At 44.5% G+C, this 25504-nt stretch carries 22 protein-coding genes, 17 tRNA genes and 2 rRNA genes (1 of these 41 only partly in view); 10 read left to right on the top strand and 31 right to left on the bottom strand.

Annotated features, from left to right (window positions below; genetic code table 11):
- Nucleotides 1-8: 8 nt before the first annotated feature.
- On the bottom strand, nt 9-251 hold the full coding sequence (locus NSQ43_RS06625) for a hypothetical protein (protein WP_339254099.1): 243 nt from the start codon (nt 249-251) through the stop codon (nt 9-11).
- A 308-nt stretch (nt 252-559) separates the two neighbouring features.
- Entirely contained in the window at nt 560-1207 is a 648-nt protein-coding gene (locus NSQ43_RS06620) for a glyoxalase (protein ID WP_339254097.1), read from the bottom strand.
- A gap of 156 nt (nt 1208-1363) precedes the next feature.
- Between NSQ43_RS06620 and NSQ43_RS06615 the strand changes: the two genes are divergently transcribed.
- Together NSQ43_RS06615 and NSQ43_RS06610 are read left to right on the top strand one after the other, a co-directional pair.
- Nucleotides 1364-2395: a hypothetical protein gene (locus tag NSQ43_RS06615; protein WP_339254095.1), complete on the top strand. Its 1032-nt coding sequence runs from the start codon at nt 1364-1366 to the stop codon at nt 2393-2395.
- Between the two features lie 7 nt (nt 2396-2402).
- Nucleotides 2403-3182, top strand: a complete 780-nt coding sequence (locus tag NSQ43_RS06610) for a helical backbone metal receptor (protein ID WP_339254093.1) — start codon at nt 2403-2405, stop codon at nt 3180-3182.
- A gap of 203 nt (nt 3183-3385) precedes the next feature.
- Here the strand turns inward: NSQ43_RS06610 and NSQ43_RS06605 are convergent, their stop codons facing one another.
- Entirely contained in the window at nt 3386-3778 is a 393-nt protein-coding gene (locus NSQ43_RS06605) for a ferritin-like domain-containing protein (RefSeq protein ID WP_339254091.1), read from the bottom strand.
- A gap of 70 nt (nt 3779-3848) precedes the next feature.
- Between NSQ43_RS06605 and NSQ43_RS06600 the strand changes: the two genes are divergently transcribed.
- Nucleotides 3849-4052, top strand: a complete 204-nt coding sequence (locus NSQ43_RS06600; protein WP_339254089.1) for a YheE family protein — start codon at nt 3849-3851, stop codon at nt 4050-4052.
- Between the two features lie 47 nt (nt 4053-4099).
- Nucleotides 4100-4258, top strand: coding sequence for a hypothetical protein (locus NSQ43_RS06595; RefSeq protein WP_339254088.1), 159 nt, complete (start codon nt 4100-4102; stop codon nt 4256-4258).
- Between the two features lie 45 nt (nt 4259-4303).
- Here NSQ43_RS06595 and NSQ43_RS06590 read toward each other — a convergent pair whose 3' ends face one another.
- Nucleotides 4304-5563: an MFS transporter gene (locus NSQ43_RS06590; protein WP_339254086.1), complete on the bottom strand. Its 1260-nt coding sequence runs from the start codon at nt 5561-5563 to the stop codon at nt 4304-4306.
- Nucleotides 5564-5835: 272 nt separating this feature from the next.
- Between NSQ43_RS06590 and NSQ43_RS06585 the strand changes: the two genes are divergently transcribed.
- Nucleotides 5836-6087: a hypothetical protein gene (locus NSQ43_RS06585; RefSeq protein WP_339254084.1), complete on the top strand. Its 252-nt coding sequence runs from the start codon at nt 5836-5838 to the stop codon at nt 6085-6087.
- Between the two features lie 22 nt (nt 6088-6109).
- On the opposite strand, the gene NSQ43_RS06580 is transcribed toward NSQ43_RS06585, so the two are convergent.
- The 4 genes from NSQ43_RS06580 to chrA form a co-directional block, all read right to left on the bottom strand.
- Nucleotides 6110-7861, bottom strand: a complete 1752-nt coding sequence (locus NSQ43_RS06580; protein ID WP_339254082.1) for an ABC transporter ATP-binding protein — start codon at nt 7859-7861, stop codon at nt 6110-6112.
- A gap of 1 nt (nt 7862) precedes the next feature.
- The gene (locus tag NSQ43_RS06575) at nt 7863-9602 is read right to left on the bottom strand and encodes an ABC transporter ATP-binding protein (protein WP_339254080.1); all 1740 of its coding nucleotides are present in this window, start codon (nt 9600-9602) and stop codon (nt 7863-7865) included.
- Entirely contained in the window at nt 9578-9772 is a 195-nt protein-coding gene (locus tag NSQ43_RS06570) for a hypothetical protein (RefSeq protein WP_339254078.1), read from the bottom strand. The genes NSQ43_RS06575 and NSQ43_RS06570 overlap by 25 nt, the downstream gene beginning before the upstream one ends.
- A gap of 290 nt (nt 9773-10062) precedes the next feature.
- The gene (gene chrA, locus NSQ43_RS06565; protein ID WP_339254076.1) at nt 10063-11244 is read right to left on the bottom strand and encodes a chromate efflux transporter; all 1182 of its coding nucleotides are present in this window, start codon (nt 11242-11244) and stop codon (nt 10063-10065) included.
- A 166-nt stretch (nt 11245-11410) separates the two neighbouring features.
- Here chrA and NSQ43_RS06560 point away from each other — a divergent pair, with 166 nt between their 5' ends.
- Complete coding sequence (locus NSQ43_RS06560; protein WP_339254074.1) at nt 11411-12751, top strand: hemolysin family protein; 1341 nt, start codon at nt 11411-11413, stop codon at nt 12749-12751.
- A gap of 261 nt (nt 12752-13012) precedes the next feature.
- Here NSQ43_RS06560 and NSQ43_RS06555 read toward each other — a convergent pair whose 3' ends face one another.
- A complete protein-coding gene (locus NSQ43_RS06555; protein WP_339254073.1) occupies nt 13013-14557 on the bottom strand; it encodes a GNAT family N-acetyltransferase in 1545 nt (514 codons plus the stop codon).
- Nucleotides 14558-14688: 131 nt separating this feature from the next.
- On the opposite strand from NSQ43_RS06555, the gene NSQ43_RS06550 reads away from it, so the two are divergent.
- The 3 genes from NSQ43_RS06550 to NSQ43_RS06540 are packed head-to-tail and all read left to right on the top strand — an operon-like array spanning nt 14689 to nt 16458.
- Entirely contained in the window at nt 14689-15114 is a 426-nt protein-coding gene (locus tag NSQ43_RS06550; RefSeq protein ID WP_339254071.1) for a disulfide oxidoreductase, read from the top strand.
- A gap of 1 nt (nt 15115) precedes the next feature.
- Nucleotides 15116-15604 (top strand): thioredoxin family protein, encoded by a 489-nt coding sequence (locus tag NSQ43_RS06545; protein ID WP_339254069.1) that lies wholly within the window; start codon nt 15116-15118, stop codon nt 15602-15604.
- The gene (locus NSQ43_RS06540; RefSeq protein WP_339254067.1) at nt 15604-16458 is read left to right on the top strand and encodes an RluA family pseudouridine synthase; all 855 of its coding nucleotides are present in this window, start codon (nt 15604-15606) and stop codon (nt 16456-16458) included. Before NSQ43_RS06545 ends, NSQ43_RS06540 begins: the two co-directional genes overlap by 1 nt.
- A 45-nt stretch (nt 16459-16503) precedes the next feature.
- Here NSQ43_RS06540 and NSQ43_RS06535 read toward each other — a convergent pair whose 3' ends face one another.
- The 3 genes from NSQ43_RS06535 to queG all read right to left on the bottom strand — a co-directional run bounded on the left by NSQ43_RS06535 (nt 16504) and on the right by queG (nt 19261).
- Nucleotides 16504-17334 carry an aldo/keto reductase gene (locus NSQ43_RS06535; RefSeq protein ID WP_339254065.1) on the bottom strand — a complete coding sequence of 277 codons (831 nt, stop codon included), beginning with the start codon at nt 17332-17334 and terminating at the stop codon, nt 16504-16506.
- Nucleotides 17335-17646: 312 nt separating this feature from the next.
- A complete protein-coding gene (trmL, locus tag NSQ43_RS06530; protein WP_339254063.1) occupies nt 17647-18120 on the bottom strand; it encodes a tRNA (uridine(34)/cytosine(34)/5-carboxymethylaminomethyluridine(34)-2'-O)-methyltransferase TrmL in 474 nt (157 codons plus the stop codon).
- Nucleotides 18121-18133: 13 nt separating this feature from the next.
- Nucleotides 18134-19261 (bottom strand): tRNA epoxyqueuosine(34) reductase QueG, encoded by a 1128-nt coding sequence (queG, locus tag NSQ43_RS06525; protein ID WP_339254061.1) that lies wholly within the window; start codon nt 19259-19261, stop codon nt 18134-18136.
- A 55-nt stretch (nt 19262-19316) separates the two neighbouring features.
- Here queG and NSQ43_RS06520 point away from each other — a divergent pair, with 55 nt between their 5' ends.
- Nucleotides 19317-20009, top strand: coding sequence for a phenylalanine--tRNA ligase beta subunit-related protein (locus NSQ43_RS06520; protein ID WP_339254059.1), 693 nt, complete (start codon nt 19317-19319; stop codon nt 20007-20009).
- Between the two features lie 110 nt (nt 20010-20119).
- Here the strand turns inward: NSQ43_RS06520 and NSQ43_RS06515 are convergent.
- The 19 genes from NSQ43_RS06515 to NSQ43_RS06425 form a co-directional block, all read right to left on the bottom strand.
- Nucleotides 20120-20200 (bottom strand) — tRNA-Leu (locus NSQ43_RS06515).
- 33 nt (nt 20201-20233) lie between these two features.
- A tRNA-Cys gene (locus NSQ43_RS06510) sits at nt 20234-20307 on the bottom strand.
- Nucleotides 20308-20317: 10 nt separating this feature from the next.
- Nucleotides 20318-20392 (bottom strand) — tRNA-Gly (locus NSQ43_RS06505).
- Between the two features lie 5 nt (nt 20393-20397).
- Nucleotides 20398-20469, bottom strand: a tRNA-Gln gene (locus tag NSQ43_RS06500).
- 8 nt (nt 20470-20477) lie between these two features.
- Nucleotides 20478-20553: transfer RNA gene (locus NSQ43_RS06495), tRNA-His, on the bottom strand.
- 29 nt (nt 20554-20582) lie between these two features.
- Nucleotides 20583-20658: transfer RNA gene (locus tag NSQ43_RS06490), tRNA-His, on the bottom strand.
- 24 nt (nt 20659-20682) lie between these two features.
- Nucleotides 20683-20756, bottom strand: a tRNA-Trp gene (locus NSQ43_RS06485).
- A gap of 7 nt (nt 20757-20763) precedes the next feature.
- A tRNA-Tyr gene (locus NSQ43_RS06480) sits at nt 20764-20848 on the bottom strand.
- A gap of 10 nt (nt 20849-20858) precedes the next feature.
- Nucleotides 20859-20934, bottom strand: a tRNA-Thr gene (locus NSQ43_RS06475).
- Between the two features lie 18 nt (nt 20935-20952).
- Nucleotides 20953-21028, bottom strand: a tRNA-Phe gene (locus NSQ43_RS06470).
- A 5-nt stretch (nt 21029-21033) separates the two neighbouring features.
- Nucleotides 21034-21109 (bottom strand) — tRNA-Asp (locus NSQ43_RS06465).
- 3 nt (nt 21110-21112) lie between these two features.
- A tRNA-Met gene (locus NSQ43_RS06460) sits at nt 21113-21187 on the bottom strand.
- Nucleotides 21188-21337: 150 nt separating this feature from the next.
- Nucleotides 21338-21413, bottom strand: a tRNA-Val gene (locus tag NSQ43_RS06455).
- A gap of 165 nt (nt 21414-21578) precedes the next feature.
- Nucleotides 21579-21653 (bottom strand) — tRNA-Glu (locus NSQ43_RS06450).
- 18 nt (nt 21654-21671) lie between these two features.
- Nucleotides 21672-21762, bottom strand: a tRNA-Ser gene (locus NSQ43_RS06445).
- Nucleotides 21763-21765: 3 nt separating this feature from the next.
- Nucleotides 21766-21840 (bottom strand) — tRNA-Asn (locus NSQ43_RS06440).
- A 29-nt stretch (nt 21841-21869) separates the two neighbouring features.
- Nucleotides 21870-21985, bottom strand: a 5S ribosomal RNA gene (gene rrf, locus NSQ43_RS06435).
- 260 nt (nt 21986-22245) lie between these two features.
- A 23S ribosomal RNA gene (locus NSQ43_RS06430) occupies nt 22246-25179 on the bottom strand.
- Between the two features lie 282 nt (nt 25180-25461).
- Nucleotides 25462-25504, bottom strand: a tRNA-Ala gene (locus NSQ43_RS06425); it runs 33 nt beyond the window's last position.

Genomic DNA, 25504 nt, shown 5'->3' with positions numbered 1-25504 from the left:
TCAATCCTTCATATTATTTTCTTAATCACCTTCACCAAATATTTCGCTGCAAAGTAACATAAAGGAATCCCCAAAAATAAGACAAGATAGCTCATAAAATAACTATTAAAAAAGAATTCATTCGACAAGTAAGCTGCAAATTTAAAGTATTGAAGAAAGAGTATTATTACCAATACTACAAAGCCTGCTTCTCTCAACATCAATTTTTTCTCGTCGAATTTTTTCTTACCACTCAAATGTTCTTCTTCCATAACTGAATTTCCCCCTTTTTATGCAACCGATAAAATATATGGATTAACCCCATTACAATAAGGAACGGAAAGGAATGCGAAACTGTCATAAAAACAAACATAAGAATATCGAACCATAATGGGTCTACAAAACCACCGACTTGCTCCCCTTCCCCTTGATTAAATATTAAGGAGAAACTTTTTAACGCAGCCAATCCTATGATAATTAGGTAAATGAATGGAAAAAAAGAACGTTTAATAACCGTCACCAGCCTTTCCACTACTCATTGCAACCTAAACTACCCCCTTGTTGACCATTTTCATATTCATCAAGGGTTCAGTTTTCCTTCCTGATCCAATTTAATAACTTCACCATTCCAAGTCATTTCAAGCGGGAATGTTTCAGCATTCTTTTTCGAAAAGTACCACTTGCGTCCAGGTGGAACGAGGACTATGAATGTGTCTCCACGCCCAAGAAAGTTCAACTCGTCCGGGTTTACTTCGGTTCCATTCCGTAGCGGAATCCCAAGGTCTTGTAGCTGATCCCCCACCTCAACAACATGAGGGGTTGTCATGCTAATCTCGCTTATATTAAGGAAGGATTCTTTCGTCAGATCACCGAACAAGTCGCGTTTTCTTCTCCCAATTAATTCAACGATATTCCCTGCCGGATCCTCGAAATACATTGAATCCGCATCGAAGCTTGGGAAGTATACTTCATCCCGCCCTTCTTCCCGATTCAATGTGATACGGTCTGTTATCCAATACTTCATCATTGAAAACTGGTTGCCTGGAATATTGATTGCAAAATGGTAGAAGGCAGGTTGGTCCGTATGCTTGAATGTCAGATTGGACTCTCCGATTCTGACAGTGAACTGTTCTGATGCAGAATCTGTAATATCCAATTCCAGTACATTGCCATAAAACCGTTTTAACGCTTTTATGTTATTCGTATAAAGTGTCGCCGATTTAAACATATTCACTTTTCCCCTATCTAATATTCATTAAGTAGACAAATAATTCTATAATCTATTTTACCACATACTAACAAATTGAGGCGACACATGCGGCTGACTTTTCTGTCAATCAACGATACAATGAAAGAAAGAGCATTTTAAAGGGGGAGCAAGACTATGCCAATTTCATTTCGAAAACATGAGGAGTTCTTTACATTCCATGACCCGATGCAAGACGGGAAGTTGATAGACCGAAAGACAGAAATTCGGTTCGACCCATTGACCGGGGAAACGTCACGGATTATTTTTGACCCCGGTGCACCGTTCATCCCGAAGGATTATTCCAAGATTGCGAAGGAGACGGAAGGGGGAAAATGTCCTTTCTGTGCTGAAAACGTCTCCAAGATTACCCCACGCTTTCCCGATGAGTTAGTAGAAGGCGGCCGGTTTTATGGAAATGAAGCCATTGTATTCCCGAATCTATTTCCATACAGCAAGCATAATGCGGTCGTCAGAATGTCCAATCAGCATTATGTGAAACTCGAAGAATTTACGGAAGAGCTCATTGCGAATTCATTTAAAGCCGCCCATCAGTATATTGAAAAGGTATTGGAGTTTGACGATCAAACAGAATATGTCTCCATCAACTGGAACTACTTGCCTCCTTCAGGAGGAAGCATCTTGCACCCACATATCCACGTGTTAGCTTCGGAACGGCCGACAAATTATCAGTCTGCCATCACGACGAATAGCCATTCCTTCTGTGAAAAAGAGGGAGTGAACTTCTTAACGTCCCTTGTTTCAGAAGAACGCAATCTTGGAGAACGCTGGATCGGTGAGCAAGGGTCAATTAGTTGGCTACATTCCTATGCCCCGAAAAGCCATTATGATTTTATCGGAGTTTCCGAGGCCGCTGCTTTCGAGGAAATTAGAAGTGAAAACTATAAGGACCTTGCAAAAAGCATGCTTCGTTTCTTCCTTTATTTCAAAAAACAAGGAGTGGAAAGCTTCAATGCAGTCTTGCATATACCCGTGAAAAAACATGCCGCGGAACAAGTCCATTTCCGCCTCGTTCCCCGCATGACAATCGGGATGCTTGAGACAAGCGATATGAACGTGTTCAACTTTTTACAAGGCGAGCCCTTATCCGTAAAAACACCTGAAACCGTAGCAAAGGAAGCAAGTACATTTTTTACTGAAGGGAAATGATCCAACTTTGAATAAAACAGTAATCGATCGGGTCGGTAGAAGTGTCACTTATCAATTCCCGCCAAATCGGATTGTCTCATTATGTCCAGGCATTACGGACACGTTACTTTCACTTGGATTGGAAGAAAAAATTGTCGGCAGGACTCGTTTTTGTATTCATCCAAAAGGAATCGTTGAACGCATCCCCGCCGTTGCAGGAACAAAGGACATAAAGCTTGAGGCAATCAAAGACGTGAAACCCGATTTAATCTTTGTTGAAAAAGAAGAGAATACGAAAGAAATCGTGGAAGAATTAGAAAAACACTTCCCCGTCTACGTAGCGGAAGTGCAAACTGTGGACGAAGCTTTTCAGATGATTGACGACATGGGTGATTTGACAGATCGAAAAGAGGCCGCTGCCAAATTAGTCAGCTCCATTCAACAACAATTCGATTCATTGCCAAAGACTCACGAAAAGCGCATCGCCTACGTCATTTGGCGAAAACCGTATATGGTCGTCGGGAAAAATACATACATCAACTCGCTATTGGAAAAAATGGGCTACATCAACCCTTTCATCGACGCTGAAGGCAGATATCCCACCGTTTCAGCCGAAGACTTCCAAAAAGCAAACTTGGACTATGTATTCCTGGCCTCAGAGCCCTTCCCCTATAAAGAAAAACATCTCAAGGAGTTCCTGGAGATGATGGCCAAAACAAAACCACTTCTTGTAGATGGAGAAATGTTCTGGTACGGCCCAAGGATGTTGAAGGCTGTTAGTTACTTTCGACAGGAATTTAACTATTAAATTGAATACTACTGCTTGGAGTGGAGGCGCTCGACTCCTGCGGGAATAGCATGAGCTGAAGACCCCGCAACGAAGCGTAGCGAAGTGAGGAGGCTGAAGCCATGCCCGCGGAAAGCGAGCGCCGGAACGGAAAGCAACTTTACTTTATTAATTAAATATAAAAAAACACGGGAGCATCAAAAAAGATGGTCTCGTGTCTTCAATCACTTCAATGAATTATAAATCGTCGACATCCGAATCGCATGCTCCATCTCATCATGCATCGCAATAAAAATCGGATTATACGCCTGCTGAAAAGGAACCGTCAACAACAACTCCTTATATGTCTCTACCGAATCCAACTCATCCACAAGCGCCTGCTTCACACATTGCTTAAAATTATAACAAGGAATCGGCTTCTTGGGATTTGTTACAAACGTTCCAGTCATCATATAATAGACTTGTTGCAACATCTCATAATGACTTTTTTCATCCTCATATGCGTGCTGGATGAAATCACGCCAAAGCGCATCATCGGTTTTCTCATACATCGACTTATAAAAATAATAGTCCTTGTATTCACTCTCGATTGCTTGCTTTAATTTATCGACAAACACGTCAGCACCCTTTCGTACCTTTTGTTTCACTTTATGCGTACGAGCGCTTATCTATGAAAGGAGAGATTCGATGCTACAGCATTTCAGCTATAAACCAATGTTCGCCGGAGGTAATTTACCAGGCTGGACATTCTCATTCTTTTATCAAAATCAACGATACACAGGTGACTACATGCCAGACGGTACCATCAATTGGACCGGAGAAACACCTTCCGACGAAGAAAAGGTCAAAAAGATGATTCACGAACTAATGACATTCCATGTGTATGAATGAAGGGAAATTTTCCGACCATACTATCCCTCGATAAGGAGGCGACGTATATGGCAAAGGATAACGAAAAAACCCCTGAGCAATTGCAAAAAGAAAAGGATCAACTTAAGATTCAAAATCAAAAAACCGAAAATGTCTTCGAGGATAAAAGCAGAGTGCCAGACGAGCAAAACGCTTGGAAGGAAACGCAGTACCAAAGAGGACAATAAAGAAAAGCGGAGGGTGGCTTCATTAAAAGCTACTCTCCGCTTTTTTTATTCCCCCGCCAACTTCCGTCTTCCAAAAATAAAATAGTAATAAGTACATGAAATAATATAAAGCCCCGCAGTTATCGTGAATGCGTAAGCATAGCCCCAATAATTCCCATGATTGACGACAAGTCCTGTCGCCACCGTTCCCATCAGGGCCCATCCAAGGCTGAACACCATCTGATTCATGGAGTTCGCAAGCCCTTTGTACTTATCCGACACAACTTCCATCGCAACCGCACTTTGTATCGGATTGCCCGCGTTCATAAGCGCCTGTCTTAGGAGGAATCCTAACGAAGCCAACCATAGTGATGTCGTGTACGCCGTCAATAACAAGAAAGGGATCGATAGCGCTTGGAATAGTATCAGCGCCTTCACCTTGCCGACTTTCCTTGATAGTGCTGGTCCAATCATTGCTGCCACAGCCGTCATCGCAGACCCTAACGAAAGAACAAATCCAATATATGAATTCGTCGCGTCAAAACGATTCGCGAAATACAGGTTCAAATAAGGAACGACCAATCCCGAACCAAAGCCGATCAACAGGCTCGCAAAAGAAAAATGGAAAATGACAATCAGATTTCGCTTGAAGCTGTCATCCAACGAAGGAACTTCCTTGGAAGTCGGTTCAGGTTTCTCCTTTGCCTCTTTCTTTGGCTTTTCTTGCAGTTTGAATAAAGGAATCAAACCTATCGTGTATATGGTTGCCCCTACCATCAAGGAATATCTAATTGCTTCAGCTGCACTGATCTTAAATACAGTTTCCAACACATCCGTAATAATCCCGCCCGATAAACTTCCGATGACATTCGCAATCGTAATGATGGCAAAGTTGACACTGAAAAGTTTAACCCGTTCAGATGGTGAAGAATTTTCCGCAAGAAACGGAATACCCGATACTTGGACGAATGCCATGAATAAACCCGTTAAAAATGCAGCCGTGATGATCGGAGTCTCCGAAACTGCAATTCCCCGATAGAATAATGTAGTCACCGCAAGTAGGGCCCCACCTACAATCATCCATTTCCGCCCGAATTTATCACTTAAAAATCCAGCCGGTACAAGCATGATTGCCGATGCCATCGCAGACATGGAAATAACCTTTCCATTCACCGTTTCCGGCATCCCTAACTCCCGTATGTATAAATTGTACATGACCATGAAAACACCCATCCCCACTTGGAGAAGCGCGTTTCCAATTATAAAAAGTCTTACATTTCTATTGAAAGAATTGAATTTTCGTTTCCACTCACCGACGCGTATCATCTACATTTCCAACTTTCCGCAATGTAATACTTCGATACTCTAAATATACGTGTTTACGAAACATTTCGCAACGGAATTTTCATTAAAATCAAAGACTTAAGAAAGGGATTGCTATATTAATAGTCGAAATACGCATAAATGTAATAAAAGAAGCATAAATGCCAGCGTTAGACGCATAAAAATCATAAATGACGCATAAATCCCCTAAAAAGCTCATAAAAACTTTTTATGCGCTTTTGGCCGAATTTATGCGTATCTGGGTGGATTTATGCGTGTCTGGCTGGACTTATGCGCTTCTGGCCAAATTTATGCGTGTCTGGCTGGACTTATGCGCATCTGGCTGGACTTATGCGCATCTGGCCGGATTTATGCGTGTCTGGCTGGATTTATGCGTGTCTGGCCGGATTTATGCGCTTTTGGCCGAATTTATGCGTTTTCAAAGGAATTTATGCGTGTCTGGCAGCACGATTCTGTTTTCATTTAATCTCCCCGCCTTTAATAACACAAAAAGGGACTCCATTTAAGAAGTCCCTTCCCTCAACAAACTTACCCCGCATTCAATCCATTCCCTGCTTGCAGTTTATACATCTGAGCATATTGTCCGCCAAGCGCAAGCAATTCGTCATGATTTCCTTGCTCAACAATTTCCCCACGGTCCAGCACCAATATCCGGTCCGCATTCTTAATCGTCGATAGACGGTGCGCGATGATGAACGTCGTACGCCCTTTCTTCAACACATCCATTGCGTGCTGGATGATTTCCTCGGTTTCCGTATCGATATTGGACGTTGCTTCGTCCAGGATTAAAATCGCCGGGTCAAACGCAAGTGCACGTGCGAATGATATCAATTGCCGCTGTCCGGAAGAAAGCGTACTCCCCTTCTCTACGACTGGCTCATCAATCCCACCCGGCAAATGCTTCAACACCCGGTCTCCACCGACCGCATCAAGTGATTCCTGAACTTTCTCCCGAGAAATCCTTGAATCGCCAAGGCTAATATTCGACTCGACCGTCCCGCTGAATAAATACGGATCTTGGAGTACGATTCCCATATGATCACGGATTGTCTGGCGTGACATTTCCCCAATATTCATGCCGTCAATCGTGATTTTCCCTTTCGATACATCATAGAAACGGAACAACAAGTTCATGATGGAACTCTTCCCGGAACCGGTATGACCGACAAGAGCCACCGTCTCCCCTTGCTTCGCTTCAAATGATATATCTTTCAATACATATTCCTCATCCTTATAAGCGAACCACACGTCTTCAAATCGGACATTCCCGCGGTAACGTGCGATCTTCACATCGCTGACCGCCTCCCCAGGCCGGTCCATCAATCCGAAGACCCGTTCAGCAGCTACAAGTGAATGCTCAAGTCGCGCGAACTGATTGACAACCCCTGTAATCGGGTTGAACAACCTTGTAATATAGTCGACGAATGCGTAAAGCAAACCGACTGAAACGACGCTCTCAGCTGCTAACGAAGCCCCGCCAAAATACCAGATCAGGAACACAAACGCCAATGAACGGATAATATCGACAAGGTTATGTGATGTCGCAGCTTCCACTTTCAAAAGCTTGCTTTGATACGTATAATGCTCGTCGTTAATTTCATTGAATTCCCCATCCATCTGCTTTTCACGGCGGAATGCCTGGATGATTGTCATCCCGTTGATGGATTCATTGATCATTGCATTCATTTCACTGTTTTTGCTTCGGATGATGTGGTTCACCTTAGAAGCGAACCTTCTATATAACTTCATCCAAACGTATAGGACCGGCAGGACGAAAAGCGTAATAGCCCCCATTTTCGGATCTAAATAAAACAATGCGATGAAAATTCCAAGCATATACATCCCGCTGATTGCAAATTGCGACACGACCGTCACATATAAATTCCGGATCGCTTCCGTGTCATTTGTAATCCGCGCTACAACTTTCCCCGCAGGCAAATTATCGAAATAGCGGATTGGCAATGTTTGAATATGCCCGTATAACTCGTTCCGCATTTTCTGGATGATCCTGTTTGCCGCCTTTTGTAACAATAAATATTGGAAATACCTTAGGACCGCGGTTACTAACGCAAGCCCGAAAAATACGGCTAATAATTTGGCGATTGGTGTAAAATTAATCGACTTATCAATTGATGTCGCGATATGGTCGTCAATGATCTTTTTCGCGATCATCGGGCCCATCAAATCCGCGGCAACCGCCATCGCTAATAGGAATAACCCTGTGAATAATAATTTTTTATAATCAAGTGCATACTGCACCAAACGTTTTCCGGTACCCATATTATTCAACCTCCCCAATCTGCTGGCGGTCGAATTGCTCTTTATACCATCCGTTATTCGCAAGCAAATCTTCATGTCTTCCTTCTTCAATGACACGCCCATCGTCAAGAACGATAATCCAATCCGCATGTTGGATAGCAGATAGACGGTGTGTCGTAATGATCGTCGTTTTGCCCGAACGTTCCGATTGGATGTTCTCGATTATTTTCGCTTCCGTTTTCGCATCGACTGCGGATAGCGAGTCATCTAATATAAGGATTTCAGGGTTTTTTACGAGAGCGCGTGCAATTGAAATCCGTTGTTTCTGTCCTCCCGATAATGCAACACCCTTTTCACCGACAAGTGTATCCAGTCCGGACGGCAGCATTTGTAAATCCTTTTCAAAATGTGAAAGTCTGATGGATTCCGCAATATCGTCTTCTGTCGCTTCCGGCCGGCCGAACAGGATATTATCCCGTACAGACCTTGAGAAAAGTACATGGTCTTGCGGCACATATCCGATCCAATCACGGACTTGGTCCTTCTTCAATGATTGCAGAGCAACATCCGAAAAGACGATTTCTCCGTCTCCCGCCGGATATTCTCGCAATAGCTGTTTGACAAATGTCGTTTTCCCGCTTCCGGTCTTCCCGACAATTCCAAGTGTCTGCCCTCGGTTCAAATTCAGTTCGATATGATCCAAATTAACCGAGTGCGACATCGGATACGTGAAGCTGACGTCATTGAAGCCGACACTTTCTGGTCGATCCACATCAGCAGGCTCTTCCGGATCCTTGACGTCTTCCTCGTAATTCAACGTCTCCATGACACGGTCAAGCGAAGCATTACCACGTTGTAAGACGTTGATCAGCTCACCAATAGCAAACATTGGCCAGACAATCATTCCTAAATACACATTGAATGTTACAAGATTCCCTAACGTCATTTCACCAGTCGATACTAAAAACGCACCATATCCAAGGCCAATCATATACGTCAAGGCGGTAAGCGTTTTTGAAAACGGCATAAATAGCGCATCAATCTTTTCAACATGCATATTTTTCTTATATACATCTTCCGTCATATCCGCAAATCGCTGCTCTGAAGCACGTTCCTGCACGTAGGCGCGGACAACACGGACACCCGCAACCGCTTCAAGGACCTCATCATTCAAGTCCCCGAAAGCCTGTTGCGCGGTCATATACCTCTCATGGATTTTCTTCCCCAAGTATTGGAGGATAAAAGCCAAGATAGGCAACGGGATAATTGCCGCTAAGGTCAACTTCCAAGAGACGACAAATCCCATCGTAATAATGAGCGTCCCTAAATATATCGTCGAATCGACTAACGTCATAATACCGAAACCAGCAGTTTCCGAAATTGCGCGCAAGTCATTTGTAGAGCGCGCCATCAGATCCCCTGTCTTATTTTTTTCATAAAATGTCGGGGTCATCTTTAGGAAATGCCTCATCAGCCGCGTTCTCAATTGCCGTTCGATGACATAAGCACCGCCGAATAACTGGTACTGCCATACGAAGTTTCCGAAATACGAGAAAAGCATGATCAGAAACATCGCCCCGATGAAAAGGGCAAGCAGTTTCGTCGTCATCGATTGCGTATAAATCGTGTCAATCGCCGTACCGATCAGCCATGGAGGCAAAATGACAAGTATATTCGTCATCATTAATAAGATTAGCGCAACAGTATACCTCTTGCGATTCTCTTTAAAAAACCATTTTAATTTAAATAAAACTGAAAACATTTATTCAACCTTCTTCCTTCTTCTCTATCAACTATCCACTTTCGAGAGATTCCTTTTTTAGTAGTTTCCGTTGCTGATTCATGACATTCATCATCAGCGCCCCTTTCCTTTTTTTTATATGCAATCACAGTAACTGTGAAAACAACGAACTCATTGCCTAAAAAAGACAAAAAAGCACACGCCTCCTATGGATAAGCGTGTGCTCATAATAAAGGAACGGCTATATGTGCCGCCCTTGTTTCATTTCAAATGATAGATAAAAAACAATGCGGCACGGACCTATGAAATTGTTGTTTGATAAGATTTACTTTTTTCATTTCCCGTACCTCCCTTACTATTTTGACTTTCGAATAATTCTACATTACATTTCCAATTTCCATTTGTCAATACATTTTCAACAATTGTTTCATTCTAATACATTTTCACATTTTTAATTGTATGTAAATAATGTGTCCGTTATTCATCCCAATATCATATGTGATAATGCTCCTAAAATTGCCGTTACCAAAACTACTATCCAAGGAGATAATTTATAATACTGCAAGAGCCCAAATGCAATCAAAGCAATTGCAAAATCTGTCGGATGATAGATGGCACTTGTAAAAACAGGGTTATAGAGCGCTGCAAGTAAAATGCCGACAACTCCCGCGTTCACTCCCTTAAGGGCAGCTTGAATTCCCTTCTTCGAGCGGATTGCCGACCAAAACGGCAACGTTCCAATTACAAGTAAAAATGACGGTAAAAACATGGCGATTACTGCAACTGCCGCTCCCGATGGTCCATTCATCAACTGTCCTAAATAGCCGGATAATGTAAATAATGGCCCCGGCACTGCTTGTGCTGCACCGTATCCCGCGATAAACGTCTCTGCTCCCATCCAACCCGCTGGAACAATCTCCCTTTCAAGCATCGGCAAAACGACATGCCCACCACCAAAAACGATGGACCCAACACGATAGAACGTATCAAAGATAGCTATCGTTACGTTGTGGAAATACGCTCGTAATGCAGGTATCCCGACAAGTAGTATAAAGAAGATCGCCCATGCGGCAATACCCGTCTTCCTTCCAAATGAAAGATGGATAGCTGCCGGCCTCGGAGCCTCCTCTTTCCGGTAAAGACCATAGCCGAACAGTCCCGCTCCAGCGATAATAGCAATCTGTCCAATAGCTGTAGGTATTAATAGTGTCAAAATCGCCGCGGCTATTGCAATTGAAACTCTTGTCCGGTCGGGAGTCAGCGACTTGCCCATTCCAAGCAATGCATGAGCAACTACTGCGACCGCAACAATCTTCAATCCTTTTATCCAACCAATATCGAATGATCCCGAAGAGGAAATTAGCCAAGCAAATCCCATAAGAAGCAGGACGGATGGCAATGTGAATCCGATCCACGACAAAATTCCTCCTAACAATCCTCCTCGCATTAACCCGATTGCAATGCCTACTTGGGAACTTGCCGGCCCCGGTAGAAACTGACACAAGGCGACGATATCAGCATACATCTTATCGTCCAACCACTTCTTTTTCTTCACATACTCCTCACGGAAATAGCCGATGTGAGCGGCAGGACCACCAAATGATGTGAGTCCTAATAGTAATGATGTCTTTAAAATTTCATTCGCCTGTTTTAGATTCTTCAATCCCCACACCTCCAAACATATTTCATCTATTATACAAGACTTAGGCAAAAGCATTTGTATTTTTAATGTAAATAAATTATTATTATCTTAACTAACGATTTTAACCCTATAGGAGGTGTGCACTTTGTTCTACCCCTCATTCGGGCGCGGGACAAAGTAAACTTATTTGGAAATTGCCATACGATTGGCAGCCTTTGCTGCCTTGATCGCATTCACCGCTTTTTTTGTTGCGAGTGAATTTGCAATAGTGAAAGTACGAACAACAAGGATCAATCAGCTTGTCGCGGAAGGGAATCGTCGTGCCCTGACAGCCAAAAAGGTCATCAGCAACCTCGATGAGTACCTATCGGCTTGTCAATTAGGGATTACGATAACTGCCCTTGGTTTAGGTATGTTAGGTGAACCTACCGTAAAATTGATCTTAGGTCCAGTTTTTTCTCATTTTGAACTGGAACCGCGTGCAGCTACTATACTGTCTTTCATCATTGCATTTACAATCGTAACTTTTTTACACGTTGTTGTAGGTGAGTTGGCGCCTAAGACCATCGCTATTCAGCGGGCAGAGGCCATTACCTTATCAGCAGCAAAACCGCTCATAATATTTTATTTCATCATGTACCCTGTCATTAAAGGGATGAACGGTTCTGCACGTCTCATCATCCGTCTATTCGGTTTCAAGCCCGTGTCGGAATCGGATGTGGCCCATTCTGAAGATGAATTGAGAATGATCCTATCCGATAGCTTAAAAGGCGGCGAGATCAATCAATCCGAATATAAATTTGTTAATAAGATATTCGAATTCGATGATCGTGTTGCCAAAGAGATTATGGTGCCCCGAACGGAAATGATGACGATTGAAAAGGATATGACTTTGCGTGATATGTTTGAGATGATGGGTGTCGAACAATTTACAAGATACCCCGTCACAGATGGCGATAAAGACCATGTCATCGGCTTGGTCAACATGAAAAACCTATTGACGGCATTCATCAAAGATCCGACAACAGGTGAACAACCAGTTAGCGAGTATATGCAGCCGATCATCAGAGTTATCGAAACGGTAGCTATAGGGGATCTCCTTCTTAAAATTCAACGAGAACGGATCCATATGGCCGTTTTGATGGATGAATACGGTGGAACTGCGGGGCTCGTTACAATTGAGGATATTTTAGAAGAGATTGTTGGAGAAATCCAGGACGAGTTCGATATAGACGAAGTACCGGAAGTTCAGAAGGTTAATGAAAACCATTATATTTTAGATGCAAAGATGTTGATCGAGAATGTGAATGAAGTTCTTGATATTGATATTGAAGAGGAAGATATTGATACAATCGGTGGATGGTTCATGTCCGAGCGGTTTGAGGCTGTGCCTGGTGAGAAGATCATCGAGCAAGGGTATGAGTTTACTGTGAAAGATGTTGAAGGTCATCATATTCTTTATCTTGAGGCGATGAAACATAAAGCTGAGAAGTCAAGCGGAGCGACAGATATTCCGGTTGAATCATAATAAAACGGCATCCCATTTACAGGGGTGCCGTTTTTTGATTAATAACAATTAACCAGATTTCCGCTTCAGGCGGACGCTTTCCGCGGGCACGGCTTCAATCTCCTCGGAGGTGCTCCCAACGCTTCGCTTTTGGTCGCAAAAGCCGTTCTTCGTTACGGCTTTTCCTGCGGGGCTTTCAGCTCGCGCTGTTCCCGCTGGAGTCGCCGCCTTCCGCTTCAATCTTCACATCATCTTTCCATAAATATTAATTTAAATACAACCTTAATCCTTCTTATACTCCACACTATAGATATCATGGCGGCGGTCTTTTAGTTGTTTTACTGTTCCGTCTTGCCGCTGTCTTCGTAAAATCTCAAGGTCCACGTCACCAATGAGTACCATCTCGAGGTTCGCATTCGTTTCTCCGACTATTCCGTCGCGTGCGAATTCGAAATCGGATGGGGAGAAAATGGCGGATTGTGCGTATTGGATATCCATGTTTTCCGTTTGTGGCAAGTTACCTACTGTTCCTGAAATGACGGTGTAAATCTGATTTTCAATCGCCCTTGCCTGCGCACAATACCGTACTCTTAAATAGCCTTGACGGTCCTCTGTACAAAACGGGATGAAGATAATGTTTGCCCCTTTATCCGTCGCGATACGAGCAAGCTCCGGGAATTCAATGTCATAGCATATTTGAATGGCAATCTTCCCACAATCCGTGTCAAAAACACGAACAGAATCTCCTTGACTGATGCCCCACCATTTCCGCTCATTAGGCGTAATATGAAGCTTGTATTGCTTTTCGATCGATCCATCGCGTCTGAAAAGATACGCTATGTTATAAACTTCTTCATCCTCTTCTTCAACGAAATGGGACCCCCCGATAATGTTCACATTATATCGGACAGCAAGATTCGTAAACAGTTCGATGTATTGTGGTGTGTATTCCGTCATCTTCCGGACAGCACGGCTTGGTGATGGCTCGTCTAAGAAAGACATAAGCTGCGTTGTGAATATTTCAGGGAATACGACGAAGTCAGAGTTTGCATCGGAAGCTACATCCACAAAATACTCACATTGATGCGCCATCTCTTCGAAGCATGAAATCTTTCGCATCAAGTATTGTACAACGCATATCCGGACAGGATAGCTTGTCTTAAAATGGCGTTTAGTCGTCGCTTTATAGTCGACATTATTCCACTCCATCAAGGTGGCATATCGCTTTGAAGCTTTATCATCAGGTAAGTAATTCGGATTGATCCTCATCAATGTAAAATCATTCAATAATTGAAATGTCAGAACCGGATCGTAGATTTTATGCCTTGTTACCGCGTCTACATATTCTCTTGCAGACATTTCTGAAGCATATCGATGATAGTTCGGAATCCTGCCACCAATAATAATTGATTTCAAGTTCAGTCTTTGCACTAACTCTTTACGTGCTTCATATAGTCTTTGACCAACCTTCATCCTCCGATATTCTGGATGGACCATCACTTCAATTCCATATAAGTTATACCCTTCCGGATTATGATTCGTAATATAACCGTTGTCGGAAATATCATCCCATGTATGCCTGTCATCATACTCATCAAAATTAATGATCAGGCTTGAACAGGAACCTATTATTTCTCCATCCAACTCGGCAACGAACTGCCCCTCTGGAAAAATGGATAGATGACTTTTCAAATGTCCCACTTCCCATGGATCCATACCCGGGAAACAGACCTTCTGCATTTGCAAAATCTTTTCAATATCATCCTCTTCCATCTCGCGGATAATCATGCTCATTTCAAATGACGATAAATCAATTTCTTCGCTCATCCACATTTCACCCTTTCTTCATATTTTATACCCATAATTAACGAAGAAATATCATGTGATTCCGATTATTTTACACGGTTACGCCCAGAACGTATAATCGAAGATGAGTAACAGAAATAGGAGTTGAGGCAATGCAGAAAAGGTTGGAGAATGGCCTAATTTTTATCTTCACTACTTCCCTTATCGCGATGCTTGGTTCCTTGTATTATTCGGAGGTCCGAGGGTTTGAACCTTGCACATTTTGTTGGTATCAGCGAATCCTTATGTATCCGATTGTCCTAATTTCAGGTATCGCTTTGTATCAAAAAAATGCCAGAATCGCTTTGACAACTGCAATATTTTCAATTGTGGGCGGATCGATTTCAATTTATCATTACAGCCTGCAAAAGTTAACGTTCTTGCATGACAGCGCTCCTGTATGTGGAAATGTCCCTTGTACAGGGCAGTATGTAAATTATCTCGGATTCATCACGATTCCGTTCATGGCATTGACGGCATTCGTTTTAATCCTCATTACAAGCCTTTTCTTAATGAAAGCGCAGAAGGAGTCTCATTGAATTGAAAAAGTTATTTATCATTGGTGGGGTCATTATCGCCATCTTCGCATTGATCGTTGTGTTATCCAATCAATCCGATAAGGAAAAGTTGAAAGATAACCCTTACGGAAAAGACAAACTTGAGAAGTCTACCATCGCTCTAATAGGTAATGAAAATTACAGCAACATCGTCCTTCCTGATGAATTATATGAAAAGGTCGTATCAGGTGAATCTGTTACTGCGTATTTCTTCCACCCTGAGTGCCAATATTGCATGGCGATGACTCCTCTCCTTATGCCGGTTGCAAAAGAAGAAGGTATCGAAGTAAATCAATTCAATATGTTGGAATTCGGTGATCAATCCGGCCCGTACGGAATTCAATCTTGGCCAGCCCTTGTCCATTATAAGGACGGCAAAGAAGTGAAACGCATTGTTGGTTTGCCTGAAGGTAATGATGAGCAAATCAAAGAAACAATTCGCACATTCTTTAGAGAGTATGATGAAAAGTGATGAATAGCGACATGACTTCTTTTCGTTATGAGACGACAAAATACGGAGTAACAATTGAAGGACTTCTACGTAATGATTGGCAAGCTGGTAAAAAAACCGTCCATCAAATGAGAATGGACAAGGCAGTTACAGATAGCGCAGGAGTTCCTTTGGACTGGCGGACCCCCCTCGCAGAAGGGACGGAGCTGCTCTTTCATTTCAAAGATGCACAGTCTTCCTACAAACCTGATGAGAACAAGAGCGTTACAATACTTTTCGAGGATGAACATCTCATCGCCGCCAAAAAGCCGGCAGGAATGGCAACGCATCCTGATGAGAACGATAAAGGCCATACTTTCATAAATGCGGTCATGGCCCATGTCGTTAATAATGGTGGTGCATACGCTGAGCATGTTCATCGCCTTGATAAAGGCACGGAAGGGATCATACTTGTTGCGAAACACCCGATTGCGAAAGCACTTTTCGACCGGATGATCGAGGAACGTTCAATTACCCGGATCTACCATGCAGAAGTGGATGGCAGGCTGAAACGGATTAGAGGAACGCTTCAATATCCTATTGGACGCGATCGTCACCATCCAACAAGACGACGCGTTACTCCGGGTGGACAAGATGCCGTCACGCGCTTTAAGATTATTGAACGGTTCGATGACTCAACACTTGTTGAAGCAAGCCTCGAAACTGGAAGGACACATCAGATCCGCGTGCACTTTTCCCATATTGGACATCCCGTCAAAGGGGACATATTATACGGGGGCAGTGAAACTGAGGACGGTACGTATCGTTTGACAGCAAAGAAAGTACAATTCATACATCCATTTACACTAAAACAAACTAATATTGAAATCCATTAAAAGAACCGGAGTAGATGATTACCATCTCTCCGGTTTTTTCTTACATTATGCTTCATCAAATTTTTCTGGGTTTGTTCCTGTTCGTTCATCCTTGTTTAGTGAATCAATCTTCATCATATCTTCCGGTGCTAATTCGAAATCTTTAACTTCGATATTGGATTTTATACGATCCGGTGTCACAGATTTAGGAATGACAATTAATCCGTGTTGGAGATGCCATTTTATAATTACCTGTGCCGGGGATTTTCCGTATTTTAATCCTATTTCGTTCAATAATGGATTGTCCATAAGCCCGCCCCTTGCCAATGGCGACCATGAGGTGACAGCAATTTCATGATCATGACAGAAATTCCGTAAAGTCTCTTGTGTGAGTAGCGGATGCAATTCGATTTGATTCACCATCGGCTTCACGTTTGCTACATTGAAGATGTTCTCCAAATGATGAATATGGTGATTGGAAACACCTGTCGAACGAACAAGCTTTTCATCATAAAGCCTCTCGATGGCTCTATATGTATCAACATATTTACCTGCCACTGGCCAATGCGTTAAATACAAATCCAAATAATCCATTCCGAGTCGCTCAAGGGATGCCTCGAAAGCTCTTAACGTTTCATCATAGCCTTGATCATCATTCCAAACTTTAGATGTGATGAATAATTCCTCACGTGGAATACCCGATTGTCGGACGGCTTCTCCAGTTTCCTTCTCGTTGTTGTAAATCGCAGCTGTGTCAACGGCTCTATAGCCGATTTGTAATGCATAAGAAATTGCCTCCAACGTTTCCTCAGGATTCGTCATCTTGTAGACGCCTAATCCAAGCTGTGGCATTTGAACGCCATTCACAAGTGTGATTTTGTCATCAAATATTTTCATTGCACTTCCCCCTTCACCGTGTTTCTTCCATTGTATCGTTAAGTGGGCATTTTCCGAAATACAAATGCTTCTTGTAATGAAACTGACACAAATTTTTTAGTCAGTCATTACAATCACGTTTGTTTTAGGGTATACTATATGAAGGACTAATGATTTTACAGGAGGTACATCTGATGAAACTAATCCTTATCATAGGCGTATGCTTTGCATTCCTATCAGCTATCCTTACAGGTGGCTATGAAGACAAGCCTGGTAAAGTAAAAAAATAAGAATTTAAAAACGGGACATGCCAGAAATGGCTGTCCCGTTTTTTTATTTTAGATCCAGAAATGATTGTTGCCTTAATGCTTCGTATATAAGAATGGAAGCCGTATTGGATAAATTCAAGGATCGGATATTTCCATTCATCGGTATACGTAAGCAAGTTTCTTTATTGTTCATAATCACTTCATCCGGCAAGCCAGTCGTCTCTTTACCAAAAACAAAAAATACATCTTTAGTTTGATCCGAAAAATCGAAGTTTGAATACGTCTTTTCACCGAACTTCGTGATGAAATAGAATGTCGCATCAGGAAATGCATCAAAGAACTCCTGTATTCCTTCATGATAAGTGATGTCTACATATTGCCAATAATCCAATCCTGCACGTTTCAACATTTTATCATCCGTCGAAAATCCAAGCGGCTTTATTAGATGAAGCTTCGTTCCTGTCCCGGCACAAGTACGTGCAATGTTTCCAGTATTCGCGGGTATTAATGGTTCGAATAACGCGACATGTATCGCCATTTCAGCACTTCCCTTATATAGTTTCCAATACTTTTTCCATTTCCATTCGGACTTCCGGATCTTGCTCGGACACTAACGCATTTTCGATGGCAGACAACCCTTCGCTTGAACCAATCTCTCCAAGCGCCCAGGCAGCTGTGCCCCGAATTAGCGGCCGCGGATCCTTCACGATCAGTTCGGACAATGTCGGTACGGCTGACTCATCTTTGAAATGGGCAAGTGCAATGATTGCATTACGCTGTATCGGGTTCTTCCCCCTCCATGAGCCTGACATATGCCCGTAAGTCTCCTTAAATTCCCTGTTGGACAAACTTAACATAGGAACCAATAGAGGCTTCACCAATTCCGGTTCAGGTTGAAACGCGGATTGGTGTAAATTATACATTCCTTTATTTTTAGGACAGATGGTCTGACACGTATCACAACCGTATACCCGATTACCAATTTTAGTCCTGAATTCCTCAGGTATCGGCTTTTTGGTCTGTGTTAAAAACGCTATGCACCGTTGAGCATTTAACTGTCCACCTTGGATCAAAGCGCCTGTCGGGCACGCATCTAAACAAAGGGTACAATCACCACATTGATCTTCCATAGGGACATCCGGTTCAAACGGTATATTCGTGATCATTTCACCTAAGTAGACATACGATCCAAATTCCGGAGTTATGACCGCACAGTTTTTCGCAGACCAACCAATACCAGCACGCTGTGCAACAGCACGATCTGAAAGTTCCCCTGTATCGACCATGGATCGCATTTTTGCATCTGGCACCCGTTCAGCTATAAATTGTTCCAATAGCTGAAGCTTCTCACGGAGAACATGATGGTAATCCGTTCCCCAAGAGGCCCTGCAAAAGATTCCGCGTCGTTCCCCCTTTTTGCCTTTAGGTGAGTTCTGCATTTTTGAGGGGTAGGCAATAGCTATCGACAAAATGCTTTCTGCACGATCGAGCAACAGTGTAGGTTCAGTACGTTTTTCAATATCACTTTCTTCAAAACCGGACTGATATCCTAATTCTTGTTGTCGCCTTAAACGATTTTTCAATTCGAGAAAAGGCGCTGCGGTTGTAAATCCAATTTTATCGATACCGATAGAAGCCGCATATTCTTTTAACGAGTTCTGCAATTGGGCGACATTCACAACATTACGCCTCCTATATGATAAGATTGATGAAAAGTAATCGAGGGTGATAACTATGAAGATTGAATTAAACAATGAACTTTTAAAAATTGTTCCCGGGTTGAAATTGGGCATTAACCATTATACCAAAATTACAGTGTCAGAATCCCCTCAAATGCTAAAAGGGAGATTACAATTATTTCAAGAACAGCTTTTCTTTGAATTAGAGAAAAAGCCCCTCATAGATTTCCCTAATATAAAAGCGTGGAGGGAAATATGGAAAGCTTTCGGCTCAGACCCTAATCGTTATCGACCGTCAGCAGAGGCTCTATTTAGAAGGATTAAAAAACAAAACTACTTACATCCATACCATAGCGCTGTAGATTTAAATACATTCTTTTCTCTGCAATATGAGATTCCGGCTGGCATCTATGATTTAAATAAAATCACTGGAAATGTCCATTTGCTAAGAGGTGGTGAAGAGGACGGATATGACGGCTTAAATGGACGTTTCAACTCGCTTGCAAACATTCTCTTGCTTAAAGATGACTACAGCCCCTTCGGCAGTCCTTTCGTAGACTCTGTTCGAACAGCAGTTACAGAAGAGACGACATCAGCCTTGCATGTTCTTTTTCTTAATCCTTCCATGCCTGACGACGAGGCTTTGAAACTTGTTACAGCATGTGGAAATATGTTTACAAGCATTAGTGGTGGAGACTCAACTTCATTTATTTTATCGGCTGAACAACCGTCCATCGAATTGGATTAAGGGAAGCGATCTACCCAATAAAAAGGCTCCTTCCGTTTTCGCGGAAAGGAGCCTTTTTCAAATTAGAAAAACAAAAAGATACAACAGAGGTTGTATCTTTTTGACGTGGATACCCGAGGCCGGACTTGAACCGGCACGCCTCGCGGCATCGCATTTTGAGTGCGACGTGTCTGCCATTCCACCACTCGGGCATAATAAAAACTTACATACAGCATATAAAATTATGGAGGCGGCAACCGGAATCGAACCGGTGGTAAGGGTGTTGCAGACCCGTGCCTTACCGCTTGGCTATGCCGCCGTAAGAAAAGTGGAGCGGAAGACGGGATTCGAACCCGCGACCCCGACCTTGGCAAGGTCGTATTCTACCACTGAACTACTTCCGCAAAAACTGGGGTAGCTGGATTCGAACCAACGAATGACGGAGTCAAAGTCCGTTGCCTTACCGCTTGGCTATACCCCAAAGATAAATGGGGCGACTGAAGGGAATCGAACCCTCGAATGTCGGAACCACAATCCGATGCGTTAACCACTTCGCCACAATCGCCGTAAAAAATATTAAAAGTATAACGTAAATGGGGCGGCTGAAGGGAATCGAACCCTCGAATGTCGGAACCACAATCCGATGCGTTAACCACTTCGCCACAACCGCCATAATATTAAACTTAAACAGTAATGGCAGGGGCAGTAGGAATCGAACCCACACCAAAGGTTTTGGAGACCTCTATTCTACCGTTAAACTATGCCCCTGTAAAAATGGTGGTGGGGGACGGATTCGAACCGCCGAACCCGGAGGGAGCGGATTTACAGTCCGCCGCGTTTAGCCACTTCGCTACCCCACCATGGGAAAAATGGTGCCGGCGATAGGAGTCGAACCCACGACCTACTGATTACAAGTCAGTTGCTCTACCAACTGAGCTACACCGGCAACATAATTAAATTAAAATGGTGGCTCAGGACGGAATCGAACCGCCGACACAAGGATTTTCAGTCCTTTGCTCTACCGACTGAGCTACTGAGCCACATATGGCGGTCCCGACCGGGATCGAACCGGCGATCTCCTGCGTGACAGGCAGGCATGTTAACCGCTACACCACGGGACCATTTGGTTGCGGGGACAGGATTTGAACCTGCGACCTTCGGGTTATGAGCCCGACGAGCTACCACTGCTCCACCCCGCGATAATGTTAGTTGTAGGAACTTTAAATCCTACGCATATTACTTTGTTTTGGGACTTAGTTGTAATTTCCTTTTAGGAAATTACACAAATCTCATTCTGCGTGATGAGATTTGCTCCACCCCGCGATAATACTATTTATGTGATAATTATATGGTGGAGGATGACGGGTTCGAACCGCCGACCCCCTGCTTGTAAGGCAGGTGCTCTCCCAGCTGAGCTAATCCTCCAGGTTTAAAGTGTGATAAGCTGCGCATCTCTTTGTCAGCTTCTTTCACTCACTCGGTCACGTACTAAAGTACGCTCCCTCTTTCTTTCAATCGCTTCCGCGACCTGCTTGCTTCTCCCACTTTAAACAGAAATCACAATATAAGTGGAAAGTCTGTTGGTTAGAATGGTGACCCCTACGGGATTCGAACCCGTGTTACCGCCGTGAAAGGGCGGTGTCTTAACCGCTTGACCAAGGGGCCATATGTAGAATTTAAAACTGGCGGAGAGCAAGGGATTTGAACCCTTGATACGCGGTTAGCGTATACACGATTTCCAATCGTGCTCCTTCGGCCACTCGGACAGCTCTCCAATTGGCTCCGCAGGTAGGACTCGAACCTACGACCGATCGGTTAACAGCCGATTGCTCTACCACTGAGCTACTGCGGAATAATACGATAATTGCTTTGTGAATGACCGCCCAGCGACGTCTTACTCTCACAGGGGGAAGCCCCCTACTACCATCAGCGCTGAAGAGCTTAACTTCCGTGTTCGGTATGGGAACGGGTGTGACCTCTTCGCCATCATCACTGGACTATTTTCACAGGACAAGATTTATTATACCATATCTGGTGAATACTTCAAGCGTTTTTTCAAAAATAAATAATTTTGTTCGCTCAAAACCGGATAAAAGAGACATTGTTGCGACTTCAAGTTCAACCATACTTTAAAACTGTCCAGCCTCAGCGGTCAGACACTCGGGTCATAAGCCGTTCCGGCTGTGTGGCAAAAAGCGCCACTTCGCCGAACCATCTTATGCCTGTCGTGTCTAAACGACCGCTTCGGCATTTCATATAGGTTAAGTCCTCGATCGATTAGTATCCGTCAGCTGCACGTGTCGCCACGCTTCCACCCCGGACCTATCCACCTCATCATCTTTGAGGGATCTTACTTACAAATGTAATGGGAAATCTCATCTTGAGGGGGGCTTCATGCTTAGATGCTTTCAGCATTTATCCCGTCCACACATAGCTACCCAGCGATGCCTTTGGCAAGACAACTGGTACACCAGCGGTGTGTCCATCCCGGTCCTCTCGTACTAAGGACAGCTCCTCTCAAATTTCCTGCGCCCGCGACGGATAGGGACCGAACTGTCTCACGACGTTCTGAACCCAGCTCGCGTACCGCTTTAATGGGCGAACAGCCCAACCCTTGGGACCGACTACAGCCCCAGGATGCGATGAGCCGACATCGAGGTGCCAAACCTCCCCGTCGATGTGGACTCTTGGGGGAGATAAGCCTGTTATCCCCGGGGTAGCTTTTATCCGTTGAGCGATGGCCCTTCCATGCGGAACCACCGGATCACTAAGCCCGTCTTTCGACCCTGCTCGACTTGTAGGTCTCGCAGTCAAGCTCCCTTATGCCTTTGCACTCTACGAATGATGTCCAACCATTCTGAGGGAACCTTTGGGCGCCTCCGTTACACTTTAGGAGGCGACCGCCCCAGTCAAACTGCCCACCTGACACTGTCTCCTGCCCGGATCACGGGCAAGGGTTAGAAGTCCAATACAGCCAGGGTAGTATCCCACCATTGCCTCCTCCGAAGCTGGCGCTCCGGATTCCAAGGCTCCTACCTATCCTGTACAGGCTGCACCGGAATTCAATATCAGGCTACAGTAAAGCTCCACGGGGTCTTTCCGTCCTGTCGCGGGTAATGCGCATCTTCACGCATATTATAATTTCACCGAGTCTCTCGTTGAGACAGTGCCCAGATCGTTACGCCTTTCGTGCGGGTCGGAACTTACCCGACAAGGAATTTCGCTACCTTAGGACCGTTATAGTTACGGCCGCCGTTTACTGGGGCTTCAATTCAAAGCTTCGCTTGCGCTGACCTCTCCTCTTAACCTTCCAGCACCGGGCAGGCGTCAGCCCCTATACGTCACCTTACGGTTTTGCAGAGACCTGTGTTTTTGCTAAACAGTCGCCTGGGCCTATTCACTGCGGCTCTCTCGGGCTTTAACACCCTACCAGAGCACCCCTTCTCCCGAAGTTACGGGGTCATTTTGCCGAGTTCCTTAACGAGAGTTCTCTCGATCACCTTAGGATTCTCTCCTCGCCTACCTGTGTCGGTTTGCGGTACGGGCACCTCCCGCCTCGCTAGAGGCTTTTCTTGGCAGTGTGAAATCAGGGACTCCGGGGAAAATTCCCCTTGCTGTCACAGCTCAATGTTATAGGAACGGGATTTGCCTCGTTCCACACCTCACTGCTTAGACGCGCATGACCAACAGCGCGCTCACCCTATCCTTCTGCGTCCCCCCATTGCTGATAACGGCGGGGAGGTGGTACAGGAATATCAACCTGTTCTCCATCGTCTACGCCTTTCGGCCTCGACTTAGGTCCCGACTAACCCTGAGCGGACGAGCCTTCCTCAGGAAACCTTAGGCATTCGGTGGAAGGGATTCTCACCCTTCTTTCGCTACTCATACCGGCATTCTCACTTCCAAGCGCTCCACCAGTCCTTACGATCTGGCTTCGACGCCCTTGGAACGCTCTCCTACCACTGACACCAAAGGTGTCAATCCGCAGTTTCGGTGATCCGTTTAGCCCCGGTACATTTTCGGCGCAGCGCCACTCGACCAGTGAGCTATTACGCACTCTTTAAATGGTGGCTGCTTCTAAGCCAACATCCTGGTTGTCTGGGCAGCGCCACATCCTTTTCCACTTAACGGATACTTGGGGACCTTAACTGGCGGTCTGGGCTGTTTCCCTCTCGACTACGGATCTTATCACCCGCAGTCTGACTCCCAAACATAAATCATCGGCATTCGGAGTTTGTCTGAATTCGGTAACCCGGGATGGGCCCCTAGTCCAAACAGTGCTCTACCTCCGAGATTCTTTCGTTTGAGGCTAGCCCTAAAGCTATTTCGGAGAGAACCAGCTATCTCCAGGTTCGATTGGAATTTCACCGCTACCCACACCTCATCCCCGCACTTTTCAACGTACGTGGGTTCGGGCCTCCAGTAAGTGTTACCTTACCTTCACCCTGGACATGGGTAGATCACCTGGTTTCGGGTCTACGACCCCATACTCATTCGCCCTATTCAGACTCGCTTTCGCTGCGGCTCCGCATTCTCTGCTTAACCTTGCATGGAATCGTAACTCGCCGGTTCATTCTACAAAAGGCACGCCATCACCCATTAACGGGCTCTGACAACTTGTAGGCACACGGTTTCAGGTTCTCTTTCACTCCCCTTCCGGGGTGCTTTTCACCTTTCCCTCACGGTACTGGTTCACTATCGGTCACTAGGGAGTATTTAGCCTTGGGAGATGGTCCTCCCGGATTCCGACGGAATTTCACGTGTTCCGCCGTACTCAGGATCCACTCTGGAGGGGATGGACTTTCGACTACGGGGCTTTTACCCGCTATGGCGGACCTTTCCAGGTCGCTTCGTCTAATCCATCCCTTTGTAACTCCGTATAGAGTGTCCTACAACCCCAGGAAGCAAGCTTCCTGGTTTGGGCTCTTCCCGTTTCGCTCGCCGCTACTTAGGGAATCGATTTTTCTTTCTCTTCCTCCGGATACTTAGATGTTTCAGTTCTCCGGGTGTGCCTCGTTCACGCTATGTATTCACGTGAACGTACTGCCCCATTACGGGCAGTGGGTTTCCCCATTCGGAAATCTTCGGATCAATGCTTACTTACAGCTCCCCGAAGCATATCGGTGTTAGTGCCGTCCTTCATAGGCTCCTAGTGCCAAGGCATCCGCCGTGCGCCCTTTCTAACTTAACCTTCATACGGCTTTCGATAAGCGGCGCATTACTTCGTCAGCTCCTTCACTCCGGTCCTCATGTGCCTAAGCACGTTCCGGTCCTCGTTCGGTCGCTTCCTCGTCCTGCTTGCTTCTCGAAACCCTCGGGTGAGTAGTAGTATATAGCGATATATACATACAAACTCGTTAAAAAAGTATCGTTCAATCACAAAGTGATCGACTCGGTTGATTACTTGATGTTTTGTTGCTTCAATGTCGTTTTATCCAGTTTTCAATGAACAAAATACTCTCTTTAGAGTATATGGTGGAGCCTAGCGGGATCGAACCGCTGACCTCCTGCGTGCA

The sequence above is a fragment of the Sporosarcina sp. FSL W8-0480 genome, assembly GCF_037963765.1.
Taxonomy (GTDB): Bacteria; Bacillota; Bacilli; order Bacillales_A; family Planococcaceae; genus Sporosarcina.
The sequence above is the reverse complement of the archived record's forward strand: the minus strand, read 5'-3'. Positions and strand labels throughout refer to the sequence as shown.